Genomic DNA, 15,754 nt, shown 5'->3' on the forward strand with positions numbered 1-15,754 from the left:
GGATCACATCTCCTCGGGTGCGCTCACACCCATGAGGTCGAGGCCGTTGCGCAGCACCTGCCGGGTGGCCAGGCCCAGCGCCAGACGAGCGTTGCGCAGCTCGTCATCCTCGACCATGACTTTCACTGCGTTGTAGCAGGAGTGGAAGTCGGCGGCCAGGTCGAGCAGGTACTGGGCGACCTGCTGCGGCTCGCGGGCGGCGGCGGCATGCTCGACCACTTCCGGGAAGCGTGCCAGGCGGTTCATCAGCGCCTTCTCCTGGTCGGCGTCGAGCCGCGCCAGGCTGACCATGGCCAGGTCGTGGTCGAAGGGCAGGGCGTCGGCCTCGGCGCGACGCAGCATGCTGCAGACCCGGGCGTGGGCGTACTGCACGTAGTAGACCGGGTTGTCGTTGGACTGGGAGCGGGCCAGGTCGATGTCGAAGGTGAGCTGGGAGTCCGCCCGGCGCGCGGCGAGAAAGAAGCGGGTGGCGTCGCGGCCCACTTCGTCGATCAGGTCGCGCACGGTGACGTAGCTGCCGGCGCGCTTGGAGAGCTTCACCTCGACCCCGGAGCGGGTCACCATCACCATCTGGTGCAGCACATAGTCGGGCCAGCCCTCGGGGATGCCCGTTTCCAGGGCCTGCAGGCCGGCGCGCACCCGGGTCACGGTGGAGTGATGGTCCGCGCCCTGCTCGTTGATCACGGTGCCAAAGCCGCGCTGCCACTTGTCCAGGTGGTAGGCCACGTCGGGCAGGAAGTAAGTGTAGCCGCCGTCGGACTTGCGCATCACCCGGTCCTTGTCGTCGCCGAAACGGGTGGTGCGCAGCCACAGGGCCCCTTCGCGCTCGTAGGTGTGGCCGTTGGCAATGAGTCGGTCGACCACTGCCTCGACCTTGCCCTGCTCGTAGAGCGACGACTCCAGGAAGTAGACATCGAATTCGACGCCGAAGGCCTTGAGGTCGAGGTCCTGCTCGCGGCGCAGCCAGGCCACGGCGAATTCGCGGATGGCCTCGAGATCCTCAGGGTCGCCCTTGGCGGTGACGTGGCGGTCGTCGGCATGGACAGTGGCGCCGGCCAGGTAGTCCTTGGCCACCTCGACGATGTAGTCGCCGCGGTAGCCGTCGGCGGGCCAGGCGCTGCTGCTCGGCTCGATGCCCTTGACGCGGGCCTGGACGGAGAGCGCCAGGTTGCTGATCTGGGCGCCGGCGTCGTTGTAGTAAAACTCGCGGGTGACGTCGAAGCCGGTGGCCTCGAGCAGGCGGCACAGGCAGTCGCCGATGGCCGCCCCGCGACCATGGCCCACGTGCAGCGGGCCGGTGGGGTTGGCCGAGACGAATTCCACCTGCACCTTCTGCCCCTTGCCCTTGAGGGTGCGGCCGAAGGTGTCGCCGGAGTCGAGCACCTGCCGCACGATCTGGGCGGCCGCGTCGGTGGCGGCGAAAAAGTTGATGAAGCCGGGGCCGGCGATCTCGACACGGGTCACGGCGGCGCTTTCGGGCAGGGCGGCCACCAGCGTCTCGGCCAGCTCGCGGGGCTTCTTGCCGGCCGGCTTGGCCAGCGCGAGCGCCAGATTGGTGGCGTAGTCGCCGTGGGCCTTGTCCTTGGTGGGATCGACCTTGATGGTCGGTGCGGCATCGGCGGGCAGCACGCCCTGCTGTTTGAGCGTGTCGAGGGCGTTCTCGAGCAGGGAAACGATGGTGTCTTTCATGAAGCGGTTATGTCCTGTAGCGGCGGGCGCATGAGGTAGAGACGGCGACTAGGCACTCGCGAAGGGCGCGGCCACGAAAGTTGGGCTGGTCGGCCATTATCGGCAATTGTGGCGCGGCTTTAAAGGTGTGGGGCTCAGGCCAGTGTCTGGGGGTCGATATCCAGCGACCAGCGCACCCGCCGCGCCTCGGGGGAGGCCTCGAGCCAGGCGCTCAGCTGGGCGCAGGCCTCGTGCAGCTGGCTGCGCCGGTCGGCGGCCAGCATCAGCTGCAGGTGGTAGCGCCCCTGGCGCCGTTCCATGGGTGCAGGCACCGGGCCCAGGCAGTCCACCGCCAGCTGCCGCTCGGCGAGCCATCGTCGCAGCGCGGCGGCGGCCTCGCCCCCCAGCGTCGTGGCGGCCGCTTCCCGGGGGCTCTCCAGGCGTAGCAGGGCGAGGAAGCGAAACGGCGGCAGCCGGGCGGCCCGGCGCTCCTCGAGCAGGCGCTCGGCCAGGGCGTCGTAGCCCTGCCGGGCCAGCAGCTGCAGGTGCGGGTCGTCGTCATGCAGCGTCTGCACCAGCACCCGCCCGGGGTGGGCGGCCCGGCCCGCGCGCCCGGCCACCTGCTCGAGCAGCTGGGCGCTGTGCTCCAGGGCGCGGAAGTCGCTGGCGTAGAGCCCGGCATCGGCATTGACCACCACCACCAGGGTGACATGGGGGAGATGGTGCCCCTTGGCGAGCATCTGGGTGCCCACCAGCAGGCAGGGCTCGCCGCGCCGCACCTGGGTCAGCACCGCCTCGAGGGCGTCGCGGCGGCGGGTGCTGTCGCGGTCGATGCGGTGCACGGCCACCTTGGGAAACAGCGCCGCCAGCGTCTCCTCGGTGCGCTCGGTGCCGCTGCCCAGCGGGCGCAGGTCAGCGCTGCCGCATTCGGGGCAGGCGTCGGGAATCGGGCGCCGCTTGTCGCAGTGGTGGCAGGCGAGCATCGGCGGCTGGCGGTGCAGGGTCATGCGCGCGTCGCAGGCCTCGCACTCGGCCAGCCACCCGCAGGCGTGGCAGGCCAGCGTCGGGGCGAAGCCGCGGCGGTTGATGAACACCAGCACCTGGTGGCCGGCGGCCAGGGTCTCGCCGATCGCGGCGATGGCCGGGGGGATCAGCCCGCCCTGGCGGGGGCGACCGCGCAGGTCGAGCAGCTCCAGCCGGGCCGGGGCGTGGCGGCTGGCGCGGCGGGTCAGGCGCAGGTGGCGGTAGTCGCCTTGCCGGGCGCGCTGCAGGCTCTCCAGGGACGGGGTGGCGCTGCCCAGTACCAGCGGGATGGCGTGGCGGTGGGCGCGGGCCACGGCCAGGTCCCGGGCGTGGTAGCGAAGCCCCTCCTGCTGCTTGAAGGAGCCGTCGTGCTCCTCGTCGACGATGATCACCCCCGGGCGCGCCAGGGGGGTGAAGATCGCCGAGCGGGTGCCGATGACGATGGGCGCCCGGCCGCTGGCGGCGGCCTCCCAGGCATCCAGGCGCTCGTGATCGGTGAGCCCCGAGTGCAGGGCCACCACCGGGGCCCGGAAGCGGCGGCGAAAGCGCGCCAGGGTCTGGGGGGTCAGGCCGATCTCCGGAACCAGCAGCAGCGCCTGGCCGCCGCGCTCGACCACCGCCTCGATCAGCTGCAGATAGACCTCTGTCTTGCCGCTGCCGGTGACGCCGTGTAGCAGGCAGGGGTGAAAGCCGTCCAGGCGCTGGTGGATCGCGGCCAGGGCCGCCGCCTGCTCGCCGTTCAGGGGGAGCGGGGGCTCGGCCAGCAGGCGGCCGGCGTGGGGCGTGGCGGCGGTCAGCGGGATCTCGCGGCACGCTACCAGGCCCTTGGCGGCGAGCGCCTTGAGCTGATCGCGGCTGAAGCCCTGGGCGAGAATCGCCTGGGCGGCCAGGCCCTGGGGGTGCTGGGCGAGCATCGTCAGCAGCTCGGCCTGGCGCGGGGCGCGCCTGAGTCGCGCGTCGTCCGCCGCGAGCCCCTGGGCGGTGGCCTGCCACTGCTCGCGCATGCGGCTCGCCAGGGCTCTCCCCTGGCGCAGCAGCACGGGCATGGCCTGGTGCAGGGTATCGCCCAGCGGATGCTGGTAGTAGCGGGCGGTGAATCGGCACAGCCACAGCCAGTCGTCGGGCAGCGGGTCGGCATCCAGCCAGCCGTCGACGGGTTTCAGCCTCGCCAGAGGCAGATCGCTGTCTTGCACGCAGTCGACCACCACGCCAACCACCTGGCGCCGGCCGAAGGGCACCTGGACGCGCAGGCCCGGCCGCCAGCCGTCGGGCGGCGGCGTTTGGCAGGGGCGGTAGTCGAACAGCCGGCGCAGCGGCGTGGGCACGGCCACGCGAAGCACCCGGGGCTGGGGCGGGCGGGGGGAATCGGGCAATTGGCCTCCGGCGCTGGCTCTGCTAGAATGCGCGGCCGCCGTGGCGCCTGGCGCCTGCTGGCGGCAACCGGTTAGTATGTAACGACAGACAACCCGTATGCGGTGCCTGGCAATGGATCAGGTGGCGGCATACCGCTTCATGAGGCTCAAGATGAAACAAGGTATCCACCCGGATTACAAGACGGTCACCGCCACCTGCTCCTGTGGCGCGACCTTCGAAGTCGGCTCCACGGTCGGCCACGACCTGTCGCTGGACGTTTGCTCCCAGTGTCACCCCTTCTATACCGGCAAGCAGAAGCAGGCCACCACCGGGGGTCGCGTCGAGCGCTTCAACAAGCGCTTCGGGGCCGCCATCAAGCGTGGCTGAGTCGTCGCCGCCGGCCGAGCATGTCAGGCAAAAAGAAACCCGCCATCCGGCGGGTTTCTTTTTGCCTGGACCGCAGCGTTCGGTCAGCGATAAGCAATGGCTTATGGCTGGGTCTTTTTGCATAAGTTGCAGTAAATGGCTGCCATCATCCCTGAACGGGCGAGCAAAGTTCGCGAAAAGGTCCGGTGTTGAGATGTGGAAAGTTTTTCTATATTCTGTATACACTCGTTTTCACCTTGATAACGGAATACCGCATGACAGACGCCAAGAAGCAGGCCGCGCTGGACTATCACGCCAAGCCCATTCCCGGAAAGCTCTCGGTGGAGCTGACCAAGCCCACCGCTACCGCTCGTGACCTTTCCCTGGCCTACAGCCCGGGAGTCGCCGAGCCGGTTCGTGAAATCGCCCGGGATCCGGAGAACGCCTACCGCTACACCGGCAAGGGCAACCTGGTGGCGGTGATCTCCGACGGCAGCGCCATCCTGGGGCTCGGCAACCTGGGGCCGCTGGCCAGCAAGCCGGTGATGGAAGGCAAGGGGGTGCTGTTCAAGTGCTTCGCCGGCATTAATTCGGTCGACGTCGAGGTCAATGCCGAGAGTCCCCAGGCCTTCATCGATACCGTGGCGCGGATTGCCGACAGCTGGGGCGGCATCAACCTCGAGGACATCAAGGCGCCGGAGTGCTTCGAGATCGAGGAGGCACTGATCGAGCAGTGCAGCATCCCGGTCTTCCATGACGACCAGCACGGCACCGCCATCGTCACCGCCGCCGGCATGCTCAATGCCCTGGAGATCGCCGGCAAGCGGCTGGAAGACGCCAAGATCGTCTGTCTGGGGGCGGGGGCGGCGGCCATCGCCTGCATGAAGCTACTGGTCTCCTGCGGGGCGCGCTCCGAGAATCTGGTGATGCTCGACCGCCGCGGGGTGATCCACGCCGGGCGCGAGGGGCTCAACCCCTACAAGGCGATGTTCGCCGTGGAGACCGACAAGCGCACCCTGGACGATGCCATCGACGGTGCCGATGTCTTTATCGGGCTTTCCGGTCCGAACCTGATGAGCGCCGATCATATCCGCAAGATGGCGCCCAATCCGGTGGTCTTCGCCTGCACCAACCCGGACCCGGAGATTCACCCCGACGTGGCCCGCGATGCCCGTCCGGACGTGATCATGGCCACCGGCCGCTCGGACTTCCCCAACCAGGTCAACAACGTGCTGGGCTTCCCGTTCATCTTCCGCGGTGCGCTGGACGTGCGTGCCACCCGTATCAACGAGGAGATGAAGATCGCCGCGGTGCATGCGCTCAAGGACCTGGCCCGCGAGCCGGTGCCCCAGCATGTGCTCGAGGCCTATGAGCGTGAGCACATGGAGTTCGGTCGCGACTACATCATTCCCACCCCGGTGGACGTGCGCCTGCTCGACCGGGTCACCTCGGCGGTGGCCCAGGCGGCGGTGGATTCCGGCGTGGCCCGGCGCCCCTATCCGGCCCACTATCCGCTCAAGACCGTGGACGACGTCTACGGCGGCTGACGCGGCTTTTGCTTTGCGCTGACCTTCGACGCCGGCCCCAAGGGGCCGGCGTCGTCATGTCAGGGCTGCCAGCTGTAGAGCACTAGAAGATCGCCTCGTAGGAGCCGGTGCCCTGCGCACCGCTGCGCCGCTCGACCTCCTGCTCGATGCGTCGCGACTCCTGGTCCGGCAGGAAGTCGGGGTGGAACAGCTCGCTGATGCCGCCGGACTGGCCGTCGGCCAGGCGTCGGCCGGTCTGGCTGTCGACCCGGGCGCGGACCAGCAGGCTCGGCTCCTCGGGCTTGGCTTCCGGGCGGCCCTCCAGGGCGTGCTGCATGAACTCGATCCAGATCGGCAGGGCGGCGTTGCCGCCATACTCGGCAATGGTCTCGTTGTCGTCCTTGCCGATCCACACCGTGGCCACCAGCTCACTGTTGTAGCCGGCGAACCAGCCGTCGCGCTGGTTGTTGGTGGTGCCGGTCTTGCCGACCACGTCGCTGCGGTTCAGTGCCAGGGCAGCGCGGCCGGTGCCGCTCTCGATCACGTCGCGCAGCATGTCGGAAATGATGTAGACCGCGGTGGGGTCGGCCACCCGGGGGGCGACACCGTAACGCCTGCCGTCGATCTCGACCTCGGTCTGCCCATCGCTGCACTGCCGGCATACGATCGTGGGGCGGGCCTGCTCGATGACCTGGTCGTCGCTGCCGCGGGTGACGCGCTCGATGAACCAGGGGGTGACCTGATAGCCGCCGTTGGCCAGCACCGCGTAGGCGTTGGTCATCTCCAGCGGGGTCAGGTCGGCGCTGCCCAGGGCCAGCGACAGCCCGCGGGGCAGGCGGCCGGGGGCGAAGCCGAAGCCTTCGAGGTAGTCGAGAGTGGCGTCGAGCCCCAGGGTCTGCAGCACGCGGATGGTGACCAGGTTGCGCGAGCGGGCCAGCGCCACGCGCAGCCGGGTCGGGCCCAGGAAGTCGCGGCTGGCGTTGACCGGGCGCCACAGCTCGTTGCTGCCGTCCTGGACCACCACCGGGGCGTCGTTGACCACGCTGGAAGCGGTCATTATGCCGCTGTCCAGCGCGGCGAGAAAAATGAACGGCTTGAAGATCGAGCCCGACTGCCGCTGCGCCTGGACGGCACGGTTGAATTTGCTGGCATTGAAGCTGAAGCCGCCCTGCAGGGCGAGGATGGCGCCGGTATCGGGCTCCATCACCACCACCGAGCCTTCGGCTTGGGGGCGCTGGGAGAGTCGCCAGCTGCCGTCCTCGCGCTGCAGGATGCGTACCAGGTCGCCGGTGGTGGCGATCTCGGCGGCGGCGCTCGGTTCGGGCCCTCGCGCCCGTGGGCTGCGGTAGGCGCGGGCCCAGGAGAGGCCGTCCCAGGCCAGGGTGTGCAGCTCGCCCCCGCGGGTCATCACGCGCATCTCGCGGCCCTCGCTCTCGACCACGATGGCCGGCTGCAGCGGGCCGAAGCCCGGGGTGCGCTCGAGCACGCCCAGCCAGTTGCTGACGTCGCCCTCGACGCCCTCGACCTCGGTCTGGCTGCGCTCTGCCGCCTGCCGGGCGGTCTGCAGGATCTCGGGGGACTCGTCGAGTTCTTCCTCCAGGCCGCGACGCTCAGTGCGCGCCTGGGCCTCGACGAGACCGGCGGGGATGTCGCGCTGCTCCGGGCCGCGCCAGCCGTGGCGGGTGTCGTAGTCGATCAGGCCGTTGGCCAGGGCGTTGCGGGCGTAGGGCTGCAGCTCGCTATCCAGGGTGGTGTGGATGCGATAGCCGCCGGTGTAGGCATCGTCGCCAAAGCGCTCGATAGCGTACTGGCGCGCCATCTCGGCCACGTAGTCGGCGTCCACCTCGACCTGGGCGACATGGCGGCGGGCGGTGATCGGCTCCTGTACCGCCGCCTCGTAGGTGGCCTGGTCGATGTTGCCCAGCTGGCGCATGCGATAGAGGATCCAGTTGCGGCGGATCAGCGAGCGCTCGGGGTTGGCCAGCGGGTTGAACGACGAGGGCGCCTTGGGCAGGCCGGCGATCATCGCCTTCTGGGCCAGGCTCAGCTCGCTCAGCGGCTTGTCGTAATACACCTCCGCCGCCGCCGCGATACCGTAGGCGCGGTGGCCCAGGAAGATCTTGTTGACGTAGAGCTCAAGGATCTCCTCCTTGGTGAGGATGCGCTCCATCTGCAGCGCCAGCAGGATCTCGCGGATCTTGCGGGTGAAGGTCCGGTCCAGGGTCAGCAGGTAGTTGCGTGCCACCTGCATGGTGATGGTGGAGCCCCCGGACTGGATGTCACCGCCGCTGGAGACCAGCTCCAGGCCGGCCCGTGCCAGGCCGCGGGGGTCGACGCCACGATGCTCGAAGAAGTTGGCGTCCTCGGCGGCCAGCAGGGCCTGGATGAACTCCTCGGGAATCTCGTCGAAGTCCACGGCCATGCGCCGCTCCTCGCCGAACTCGCCGATCAGCTTGCCGTCACGGGTGAAAATGCGCAGCGGGGTGTGCAGCTCGAAGTCCTGCAGCTGTCGAACGTCGGGCAGCCCCGGGGTGAAGTAGAGCGCGGCACCGGCCACGCCGAGCAGCGATACCGTGAACAGCGATACCAGCAGCCAGAAGACCGAAAAAATCAGGGTTTTGATCCACTTCATGAAACGTCGGTATCCGTGGTGAAAACAGGGAGGGCGGCGGCGATGGAGGAGCCTTCACTGGCGCTGGCTATTATAGGAAGCCAGCCGCTTGGCCACCAGCGTTGACGGGGCGCTGCGTCCAACTTTATGTGAAGGGTGGCGATATCATGTAACCTCGATCTTACAGTGCAGGGTATGATCTTGCTGAGTCATTCGGCTGAGTCCGATAGGCGACACAACGACAAAAGCGGGCTACCGCAATGAATTAAGGCAGGGGCATGGATAGATGCGACTCAGAGCCTCCGGCAAGGGACTGATCGGCGTCGATATCACATCGGCAACCGTCAAATTGATCGAGCTCAGACGGGTCGGCTCCCACTATCAGATCGAAAGCTATGCGGTCAGGCCGCTGCGCGAGGGCGCCGTGGTCGAGCGGCGCATTCGCGACATGGGCGAAGTCGCCGATGCCCTGCAGCGTGCAGTGGAGAGTGCCAAGCCCTCCACGCGGCAGGCCGTAGCCGCGGTGCCGGCCAGCGCGGCCATCACCAAGTCCCTGACCGTGCCCGCCTCGCTCAACGATGACGAGATCGAGGCGCGCATTCAACTGGAATCCGACAAGCATATCCCCTTTCCGTTCAGTGAAGTCGCCTTCGACTTTCAGCGTCTGGGGCTCAATGCCCGCTACGGCGACCAGCAGGACGTGCTGCTGGTCGCCTGCCGCCAGCAGGACATCAATCAGCTCACCGATGCGCTGCTGCAGGCCGGACTGACGCCGGCGGCGGTGGATGTGGAAACCTTCGCCATGGAGCGTGCCTTCAGCGAGCTGCGTCATCAGCTGCCGCCGGGCGGGGGCGAGGAGGACTGCGTGGCGCTGGTGGATATCGGCGCGACCATGAACGCCTTCCATGTGATCTGCGGCGGGCGCATCACCTACAGCCGTGACACGGTATTTGGCGGGCGCCAGCTGACCGAGGAGATTCGCGTCCGCTATGGCCTGAGCCTGGAAGAGGCGGGCCTGGCCAAGAAGCGCGGTGGCCTCCCGGAGGACTACCGGACCAGCGTGCTGGCTCCCTTTCTGGACACCCTGGTACAGCAGATCGGGCGCTCCCTGCAGCTTTACTATACCGCCGGACGCAAGCACGAGGTGCGGCGCATGATCCTGGCCGGCGGGTCCAGCGTGATTCCCGGCCTGGCCGAGCGCCTGGCCCAGGAAACCGGCATGGAGGTCGTGATCGCCAATCCCTTCCTGCGCATGAAGATCAATACCCGCATCGATGTTCAGACCCTGGCCGGCGACGCCCCGGCCATGCTCACGGCGTGCGGCCTGGCGATGAGGGCGGGGAAATGAGTATCGAGATCAATCTCCTGCCCTGGCGGGAGCAGCAGCGTGCCCGCCGCAGCCGCCGCTTCCAGCTGGCCATCGTGCTCATGGCGGCGCTGGGCGTCGCGGCCGGGCTGGGGGTGACTCACCACTACCAGGAGGGGCGCGATGCCCAGCAGCAGCGCAACGCGCATATCCGTGAGCAGATGCAGCGGCTCGATCGGGATATCCAGTCGATCGGCGAGTACGAGGCGATCCGCGAGCGCATGATCGGCCAGGTCGAGGTGTTCAGCGAGCTTCAGCAGGGGCGCTCCCAGACCGTGCAGGTGCTGCGCGACCTGACCACCAGCCTGGTGGATGGCGTGCACTATACGCAGCTGAGCCGTCAGGATGACCGCCTGCGCCTGAGCGGCCTGGCCGAAAGCAATCGCCGGGTCTCCGATCAGCTGCGCGCCCTGGCGGCGGCTCCCTCGCTGGCTGAGCCGGTGCTCTCGGAGGTCGAGACGGACCAGGGCGCGCGGCGGCGCTTCAGCCTCAGCGTCATGCAGTTGGCGCCCAGCGATGCGGGCGAGGCAGATGCCTCTCCCGAGGATAGTGCACAGGAGGTGCCATGAGTCTCAGTGCCGAAATGCGCCGCTTGCGCGAGCTCGACTGGCGAAACCTGGATATCAAGGAGTCGGGCAGCTGGCCCTGGTCGCTGCAGGTGCTCTGCTGCGCGCTGGTATTCGGCCTGACCTTCGCCGGCATTCACTGGTACCTTGCGACCCCCAAGCAGGCCGAGCTGGAGCAGGTCCGGGCCGAGGAGCGTGAGCTGCTGCGCGACTATCGCCTGCGGGCGGCCCAGGCGGCAAGGCTGCCCGAGATGATCGAGCAGATGGAGGTGCTGGAAGCGCGCATGGAGACGCTCATGGCCATGCTGCCGTCCGGGGCGGAGATTCCCTCGCTGATCGACAGCGTCAGCGACCTGGCCCTCGACAGCCAGCTGTCGATAGATTTCATTCGCCTGCGTACGCCGGTCGAGCGAGACTTCTACATCGAGCGCCCCTTCGATATTCAGGTGCGCGGCGACTATCACCGCATTGCCACCTTTCTGGCCGGCATCGCTGCCCTGCCGCGTATCGTGACCCAGCACGACCTGACCCTGGCGCCGGTGGAAGACGGGGAGGGGCTGCGGCTGTCCATGCTGGCACGCACCTACAGCTATCGGGATAACGACGCGGAGGTGGCGCCATGATGGCTTCGCGTCGCCCGTGGGCAGGCCTCTTCGGCGTCGGCCTGCTGGCCCTGGCAGGCTGTGTCGACCCGCAGCTGGACGAGCTGGACCGGGAACTGGCGGCAATTCGCACCGACCCGGGGGCGGCGCCCCGCCTGGAGCTGCCTGAGGTGCCGAGCTATGAGGCCACGCCCTACCGGGAGGACGATAGCCGCAGCCCCTTCGTCCCTCGTCAGCAGGCCGATGAGCGGCGCTCCCAGGCGTTCAGCGGCGAACTGGCTCCCGACCCGGAGCGCCCCAGGGAGCCGCTGGAGCGCTTTGCCCTCGGCGAGCTGGAGCTGGTCGGCATCCTTACCGTGGGCGGGCAGCCCTCGGCGCTGGTGCGCTCGCCGGACGGGCAGGTGCACCGGCTGCAGGTCGGCAACCGCCTGGGTGAGAACCGCGGGCGCATCGTCAGTATCACCCAGTCAACCGTGGAGCTGGTCGAAACGGTCATGCAGCGTGAGGGATGGGTCGAGCAGCGCCGACGCCTGACGCTCAGCGAGTAACTTACAGGATGCCGGTCACCCCCACGGGAAGGCCGGTGAAGGGCAGGGGATGGATGTCATGACACAGATGATTCGCGCGGTGCTGGTGCTTGGCCTGTTGGCGGCGTCCACGTCGGCGCTGGCGGCGTCAACGCTGACCGGATTGGACTTTCGCCAGGGCGAGGGGGGAGAGCTGCAGGTCGATCTGACCTTCAGCGGCGGCGTGCCCGAGGTGCGAGGCTATCGGCTCGACGAGCCGGCGCGTCTGACCATCGACCTGATGGAGACCGGCAACCGGCTCGATCAGCGGCGCATCGAGCTGGGGGTCGGTGGGGTCGAGCAGGTGACCGCCCTGGAGGCCGGGGCGCGCACCCGCCTGGTCTTCAACCTCGAGGAGCCCCTGCCCTACAGCACCACCGAGCAGGGCGACCGCCTGCGGCTGGCGATCGGGGGCAGCGTGTCGGCGCGGCCGGCGTCGGCACCGGCGACAGCGACGCAGCCTGAGCCGCAGTCCGAGCCACGCCTGGCGGCCGAAAGCCGCCTGCCGACCCTGGAGGATATCGACTTTCGCCGCGGCGAGGGGCGCGCCGGCCGACTGATCGTCACCTTCGACCGTGCCGGGGTGGACGCCCGGGTGCGCGAGGCCAGCGGCAACCGCATCGTCGCCGTATTGCGCGATGTGGTCCTGCCCGAGGCCCATAACCAGGTGCTCGACGTCAGCGACTTCGGCACCCCGCTGCGGCGGATCACGCCGCGCCCCGGTCGCGACGGCCTGACCCTCGATATCGAAGGCAGCGGCGAGTACGCCATGGTCTCCACCCAGAGCGGCCGTCAGCTGACCATCGAGGCGCAGCCGGTGACCCAGGCGGAGCGCGACCGGCGGGTGCGCGAGCAGTTCCCCTACACCGGCGAGCGCATCACCCTCAACTTCCAGGACATCGAGGTGCGCTCGGTGCTGGCGATCATCGCCGACTTCACCGGGCTCAACCTGGTGGCCAGCGACAGCGTCACCGGCCGGGTGACCCTCAATCTTCAGGACGTGCCCTGGGACCAGGCGCTGGACCTGGTGCTCAAGAGTCACGGCCTGGCGAGCCGCCAGGAGGGCAACGTCATCCTGGTGGCCCCGGCCAGCGAGCTGGCCAACATCGAGCAGCAGGAGCTCGAGGCGCGTACTCAGATGGAGACCCTGGCCCCGCTGACCTCGGAGTACCTGCAGGTGCGCTACGCCCGCGCCGAGGACCTGGCCCGGCTGCTGCGCGGCGAGGACGGCTTCGGGTTGCTCACGGAGCGCGGCCGGGTGGCCGTGGATCAGCGCACCAATACCCTGCTGATCCAGGACACCGCCGATCAGATCCAGGAGATATTGGCGACTATCGACCGCCTCGACGTGGCGGTGCGCCAGGTGCAGATCGAGGCGCGGATCGTGATCGCCCGGGACGGCGTGACTCAGGAGCTGGGGGTCAACTGGGGTGCGTCTTCGACCCGAGGCTTCAGGGAAAGGGAGCGTGACGGTGATCAGATGATGCCTCCGGAGGAGCAGAATGTCTTCGATTTTGTCCGGCGGGATCTCAATCCCCAGGGCCTGAACCGGGCCCGCGGCGGGCTGGCGGTGGATCTGGGCGGTGAGGATCCGCTCTCGGCCTTCACCTTTGGCTATCTAGCCGGCGATATCCTGCTCGATCTCGAGCTGCGGGCCCTGGAGAGCGAGAACAAGAGCCAGACCATCTCTCAGCCGCGGGTGATCACCGCCAATCAGCGCACCGCGGTGATCAAGCAGGGTCAGGAGGTACCCTTCCAGGAGGCCACCGCCAGTGGGGCCACCAACGTGGAGTTCAAGGAGGCGGTGCTGTCGCTGGAGGTGACCCCGCAGATCACCCCCGACAACCGCATCATCATGGACCTGGTGATCAATAACGACACCATTGCCGATGAGGTCTTCGGCGGGGTCCCGGTCATCGACACCAACCAGATCGAGACCCAGGTGCTGGTCGACAATGGTGAAACCGTCGTGCTGGGTGGTATCCTGACTACCGAAGAGCTCAGTCGCATCGTGAAGACGCCCTTTCTCGGCGATCTGCCGGTGCTCGGCCGGCTCTTCCGATACAATGAGCAGAGCAACCAGAAAGTGGAGCTGCTGGTGTTCATCACTCCCCGGATACTCGACGACGGCATGGCGATTCGCTGATGCAGGACCTGCCCAACCTGATACTGGTCGGCCCCATGGGGGCCGGCAAGAGCACCATCGGCCGCCTCCTGGCGGCCGAGCTGTCACGCGACTTCTACGACAGCGACCACGAGATCCAGGCGCGCTGCGGTGCCGATATCCCCTGGATCTTCGACGTCGAGGGCGAAGCCGGCTTTCGTCTGCGTGAGGAGCAGATGATCGAGGAGCTGACCCGCCTCGACGGCGTGGTGCTGGCCACCGGCGGGGGCTCGGTGCTGCGCGAGTCGAACCGCCGCCGGCTGCGCGAGCGCGGCACGGTCATCTACCTGTTCACCACCGTGGAGCAGCAGCTCAAGCGGGTGGCCAAGGACCGCAACCGGCCGCTGCTGCAGCGCGGCGACCGGGAGTCGCTGCTGCGCGAGATGTTCGCCCTGCGTGACCCCCTCTACCGCGCCACCGCCGATATCGTGGTGCGCACCGACCGCCGCGGGCCGCGGGCCGTGGTCAACGACATCGTGCGGCGCGTGCAGCGGCTGGTCGATCCCCTTCAAGCCAAGGCCTGATGCCATGACCCTCAGTGATTCTTCCAGCGCCCAGCGCCGCCTGCAGGTGGCGCTGGGCAGCCGCAGCTATCCCATTCACATCGGCCCCGGGCTGCTCGGCGATCCCGAGTGGCTGAGTCCCTATCTGGCCGGGCGCCAGGTGATGATCGTCACCAACGAGACGGTAGCGCCTCTCTATCTCGAGCGCTGCCGTGGCGGCCTGCCCGCCGACGCCGAGGTGCGCGAGCTGGTGCTGCCCGACGGCGAGGCCACCAAGACCCTGGCGAGCGTCTCGCGTATCTGGGATGCGCTGCTCGAAGCCGGCTTCAACCGTCGCTGTACCCTGGTCGCCCTGGGCGGCGGGGTGATCGGCGACATGGTGGGCTTCGCCGCGGCCTGCTATCAGCGCGGCGTGGCCTTCATCCAGGTGCCCACGACGCTGCTCTCCCAGGTCGACTCCTCGGTGGGCGGCAAGACCGGGGTCAACCACCCGCTGGGCAAGAACATGATCGGTGCCTTCTGGCAGCCCCGGGCGGTGCTGATCGACACCGATACCCTGGCCTCCCTGCCCTCGCGGGAGCTCTCGGCGGGGCTCGCCGAGGTGATCAAGTACGGCCTGATCCGCGACGCCGATTTCCTGGCCTGGCTGGAGGAGGCGATGCCGGCGCTGCGTGACCTGGACGCCGCGGCCCTGACCCGGGCCATCGAGCGTAGCTGTGCCCTCAAGGCCGAGATCGTCGCCGAGGATGAGACCGAGCAGGGCGTGCGTGCCCTGCTCAACCTGGGGCATACCTTCGGTCACGCCATCGAGGCCCACCAGGGCTACGGCAAGTGGCTGCACGGCGAGGCGGTGGGCGCCGGCATGCTGATGGCCGCCGAGCTGTCGCATCGCCTGGGCTGGCTCGACGAGGCCGAGGTGGCGCGTACCCGCGCCCTCATCGAAGCCGCCGGCCTGCCGCTCGCAGTGCCCGCCGAGATGGGGGAGGAGGACTTTCTGGCGCGGATGCGTCTGGACAAGAAGAACCTCGACCACCGTTTGCGGCTGATTCTGCTGCGCGCCCTGGGCGACGCCTGCGTGCATGACCAGACGCCAGACGACCAGCTTTCGGCCCTGCTGCGGGACTTTCCGCGCCGCTGAGCGCCCATCTACCCTGCCATTCGACGTTTTCGACGCCCGCCGCCGTGCGGGCGTCGGCGTGTCGGGCCGCTCGGCACGATGAAATCAGCATGCCGTATGCCGTATCGGTATGGGGAAAAATGGCCAAATTAGACTAAAGTCTACCTGTCCGGCCATCTCGTTGGTATAGCGTTTATGGGGTCTGCAAGTCGTTGACTTGGGGGTGTTTTTTGCTCGCGGCGTTTTGCCAAGTGGCGGATTTGGCAAGATTTTTTTAGGCGGGGTAGGGGGTGGCGATTGCGCGGGATGCCCGGGGGTGACTA

At 68.3% G+C, this 15,754-nt stretch carries 12 protein-coding genes; 9 read left to right on the top strand and 3 right to left on the bottom strand.

The window, feature by feature from the left end; all coding sequences use genetic code 11:
- Positions 1-3: 3 nt before the first annotated feature.
- Both argS and HOP52_RS11455 read right to left on the bottom strand, forming a co-directional pair.
- Positions 4-1,689, bottom strand: a complete 1,686-nt coding sequence (gene argS / locus HOP52_RS11450; protein ID WP_238977518.1) for an arginine--tRNA ligase — start codon at positions 1,687-1,689, stop codon at positions 4-6.
- A gap of 134 nt (positions 1,690-1,823) precedes the next feature.
- Entirely contained in the window at positions 1,824-4,064 is a 2,241-nt protein-coding gene (locus HOP52_RS11455; RefSeq protein ID WP_238977519.1) for a primosomal protein N', read from the bottom strand.
- 151 nt (positions 4,065-4,215) lie between these two features.
- Between HOP52_RS11455 and rpmE the strand changes: the two genes are divergently transcribed.
- A complete protein-coding gene (gene rpmE / locus HOP52_RS11460) occupies positions 4,216-4,431 on the top strand; it encodes a 50S ribosomal protein L31 (RefSeq protein WP_110282993.1) in 216 nt (71 codons plus the stop codon).
- 254 nt (positions 4,432-4,685) lie between these two features.
- A complete protein-coding gene (locus HOP52_RS11465) occupies positions 4,686-5,957 on the top strand; it encodes a malic enzyme-like NAD(P)-binding protein (protein ID WP_238977520.1) in 1,272 nt (423 codons plus the stop codon).
- Between the two features lie 82 nt (positions 5,958-6,039).
- On the opposite strand, the gene HOP52_RS11470 is transcribed toward HOP52_RS11465, so the two are convergent.
- Positions 6,040-8,568, bottom strand: coding sequence for a penicillin-binding protein 1A (locus HOP52_RS11470; RefSeq protein WP_238977521.1), 2,529 nt, complete (start codon positions 8,566-8,568; stop codon positions 6,040-6,042).
- A 265-nt stretch (positions 8,569-8,833) separates the two neighbouring features.
- Between HOP52_RS11470 and pilM the strand changes: the two genes are divergently transcribed.
- The 7 genes from pilM to aroB are packed head-to-tail and all read left to right on the top strand — an operon-like array spanning position 8,834 to position 15,452.
- Positions 8,834-9,895: a type IV pilus assembly protein PilM gene (gene pilM, locus HOP52_RS11475; protein ID WP_238977522.1), complete on the top strand. Its 1,062-nt coding sequence runs from the start codon at positions 8,834-8,836 to the stop codon at positions 9,893-9,895.
- Complete coding sequence (locus HOP52_RS11480) at positions 9,892-10,482, top strand: PilN domain-containing protein (RefSeq protein ID WP_238977523.1); 591 nt, start codon at positions 9,892-9,894, stop codon at positions 10,480-10,482. Before pilM ends, HOP52_RS11480 begins: the two co-directional genes overlap by 4 nt.
- Positions 10,479-11,102 carry a type IV pilus inner membrane component PilO gene (locus tag HOP52_RS11485; protein WP_238977524.1) on the top strand — a complete coding sequence of 208 codons (624 nt, stop codon included), beginning with the start codon at positions 10,479-10,481 and terminating at the stop codon, positions 11,100-11,102. The genes HOP52_RS11480 and HOP52_RS11485 overlap by 4 nt, the downstream gene beginning before the upstream one ends.
- Positions 11,099-11,629 (top strand): pilus assembly protein PilP, encoded by a 531-nt coding sequence (locus HOP52_RS11490; RefSeq protein WP_238977525.1) that lies wholly within the window; start codon positions 11,099-11,101, stop codon positions 11,627-11,629. Before HOP52_RS11485 ends, HOP52_RS11490 begins: the two co-directional genes overlap by 4 nt.
- A 58-nt stretch (positions 11,630-11,687) precedes the next feature.
- The gene (locus tag HOP52_RS11495; protein WP_238977526.1) at positions 11,688-13,793 is read left to right on the top strand and encodes a type IV pilus secretin PilQ; all 2,106 of its coding nucleotides are present in this window, start codon (positions 11,688-11,690) and stop codon (positions 13,791-13,793) included.
- The gene (gene aroK, locus HOP52_RS11500; RefSeq protein ID WP_238977527.1) at positions 13,793-14,335 is read left to right on the top strand and encodes a shikimate kinase AroK; all 543 of its coding nucleotides are present in this window, start codon (positions 13,793-13,795) and stop codon (positions 14,333-14,335) included. Before HOP52_RS11495 ends, aroK begins: the two co-directional genes overlap by 1 nt.
- 4 nt (positions 14,336-14,339) lie before the next feature.
- A complete protein-coding gene (gene aroB, locus HOP52_RS11505) occupies positions 14,340-15,452 on the top strand; it encodes a 3-dehydroquinate synthase (RefSeq protein WP_238977528.1) in 1,113 nt (370 codons plus the stop codon).
- The last annotated feature ends 302 nt before the right edge of the window (positions 15,453-15,754 follow it).

The sequence above is a fragment of the Billgrantia campisalis genome, from assembly GCF_022341425.1.
In the GTDB taxonomy this organism is placed as follows: Bacteria; Pseudomonadota; Gammaproteobacteria; order Pseudomonadales; family Halomonadaceae; genus Halomonas; species Halomonas campisalis.

Excerpts from the sequence above, each read along its gene's own strand:
- argS (WP_238977518.1), bottom strand. The coding sequence starts at position 1,689 with ATGAAAGACACCATCGTTTCCCTGCTCGAGAACGCCCTCGACACGCTC.
- HOP52_RS11495 (WP_238977526.1), top strand. The coding sequence starts at position 11,688 with ATGACACAGATGATTCGCGCGGTGCTGGTGCTTGGCCTGTTGGCGGCG.
- HOP52_RS11480 (WP_238977523.1), top strand. The coding sequence starts at position 9,892 with ATGAGTATCGAGATCAATCTCCTGCCCTGGCGGGAGCAGCAGCGTGCC.
- HOP52_RS11465 (WP_238977520.1), top strand. The coding sequence starts at position 4,686 with ATGACAGACGCCAAGAAGCAGGCCGCGCTGGACTATCACGCCAAGCCC.
- pilM (WP_238977522.1), top strand. The coding sequence starts at position 8,834 with ATGCGACTCAGAGCCTCCGGCAAGGGACTGATCGGCGTCGATATCACA.
- aroB (WP_238977528.1), top strand. The coding sequence starts at position 14,340 with ATGACCCTCAGTGATTCTTCCAGCGCCCAGCGCCGCCTGCAGGTGGCG.
- aroK (WP_238977527.1), top strand. The coding sequence starts at position 13,793 with ATGCAGGACCTGCCCAACCTGATACTGGTCGGCCCCATGGGGGCCGGC.
- HOP52_RS11490 (WP_238977525.1), top strand. The coding sequence starts at position 11,099 with ATGATGGCTTCGCGTCGCCCGTGGGCAGGCCTCTTCGGCGTCGGCCTG.
- rpmE (WP_110282993.1), top strand. The coding sequence starts at position 4,216 with ATGAAACAAGGTATCCACCCGGATTACAAGACGGTCACCGCCACCTGC.
- HOP52_RS11470 (WP_238977521.1), bottom strand. The coding sequence starts at position 8,568 with ATGAAGTGGATCAAAACCCTGATTTTTTCGGTCTTCTGGCTGCTGGTA.
- HOP52_RS11485 (WP_238977524.1), top strand. The coding sequence starts at position 10,479 with ATGAGTCTCAGTGCCGAAATGCGCCGCTTGCGCGAGCTCGACTGGCGA.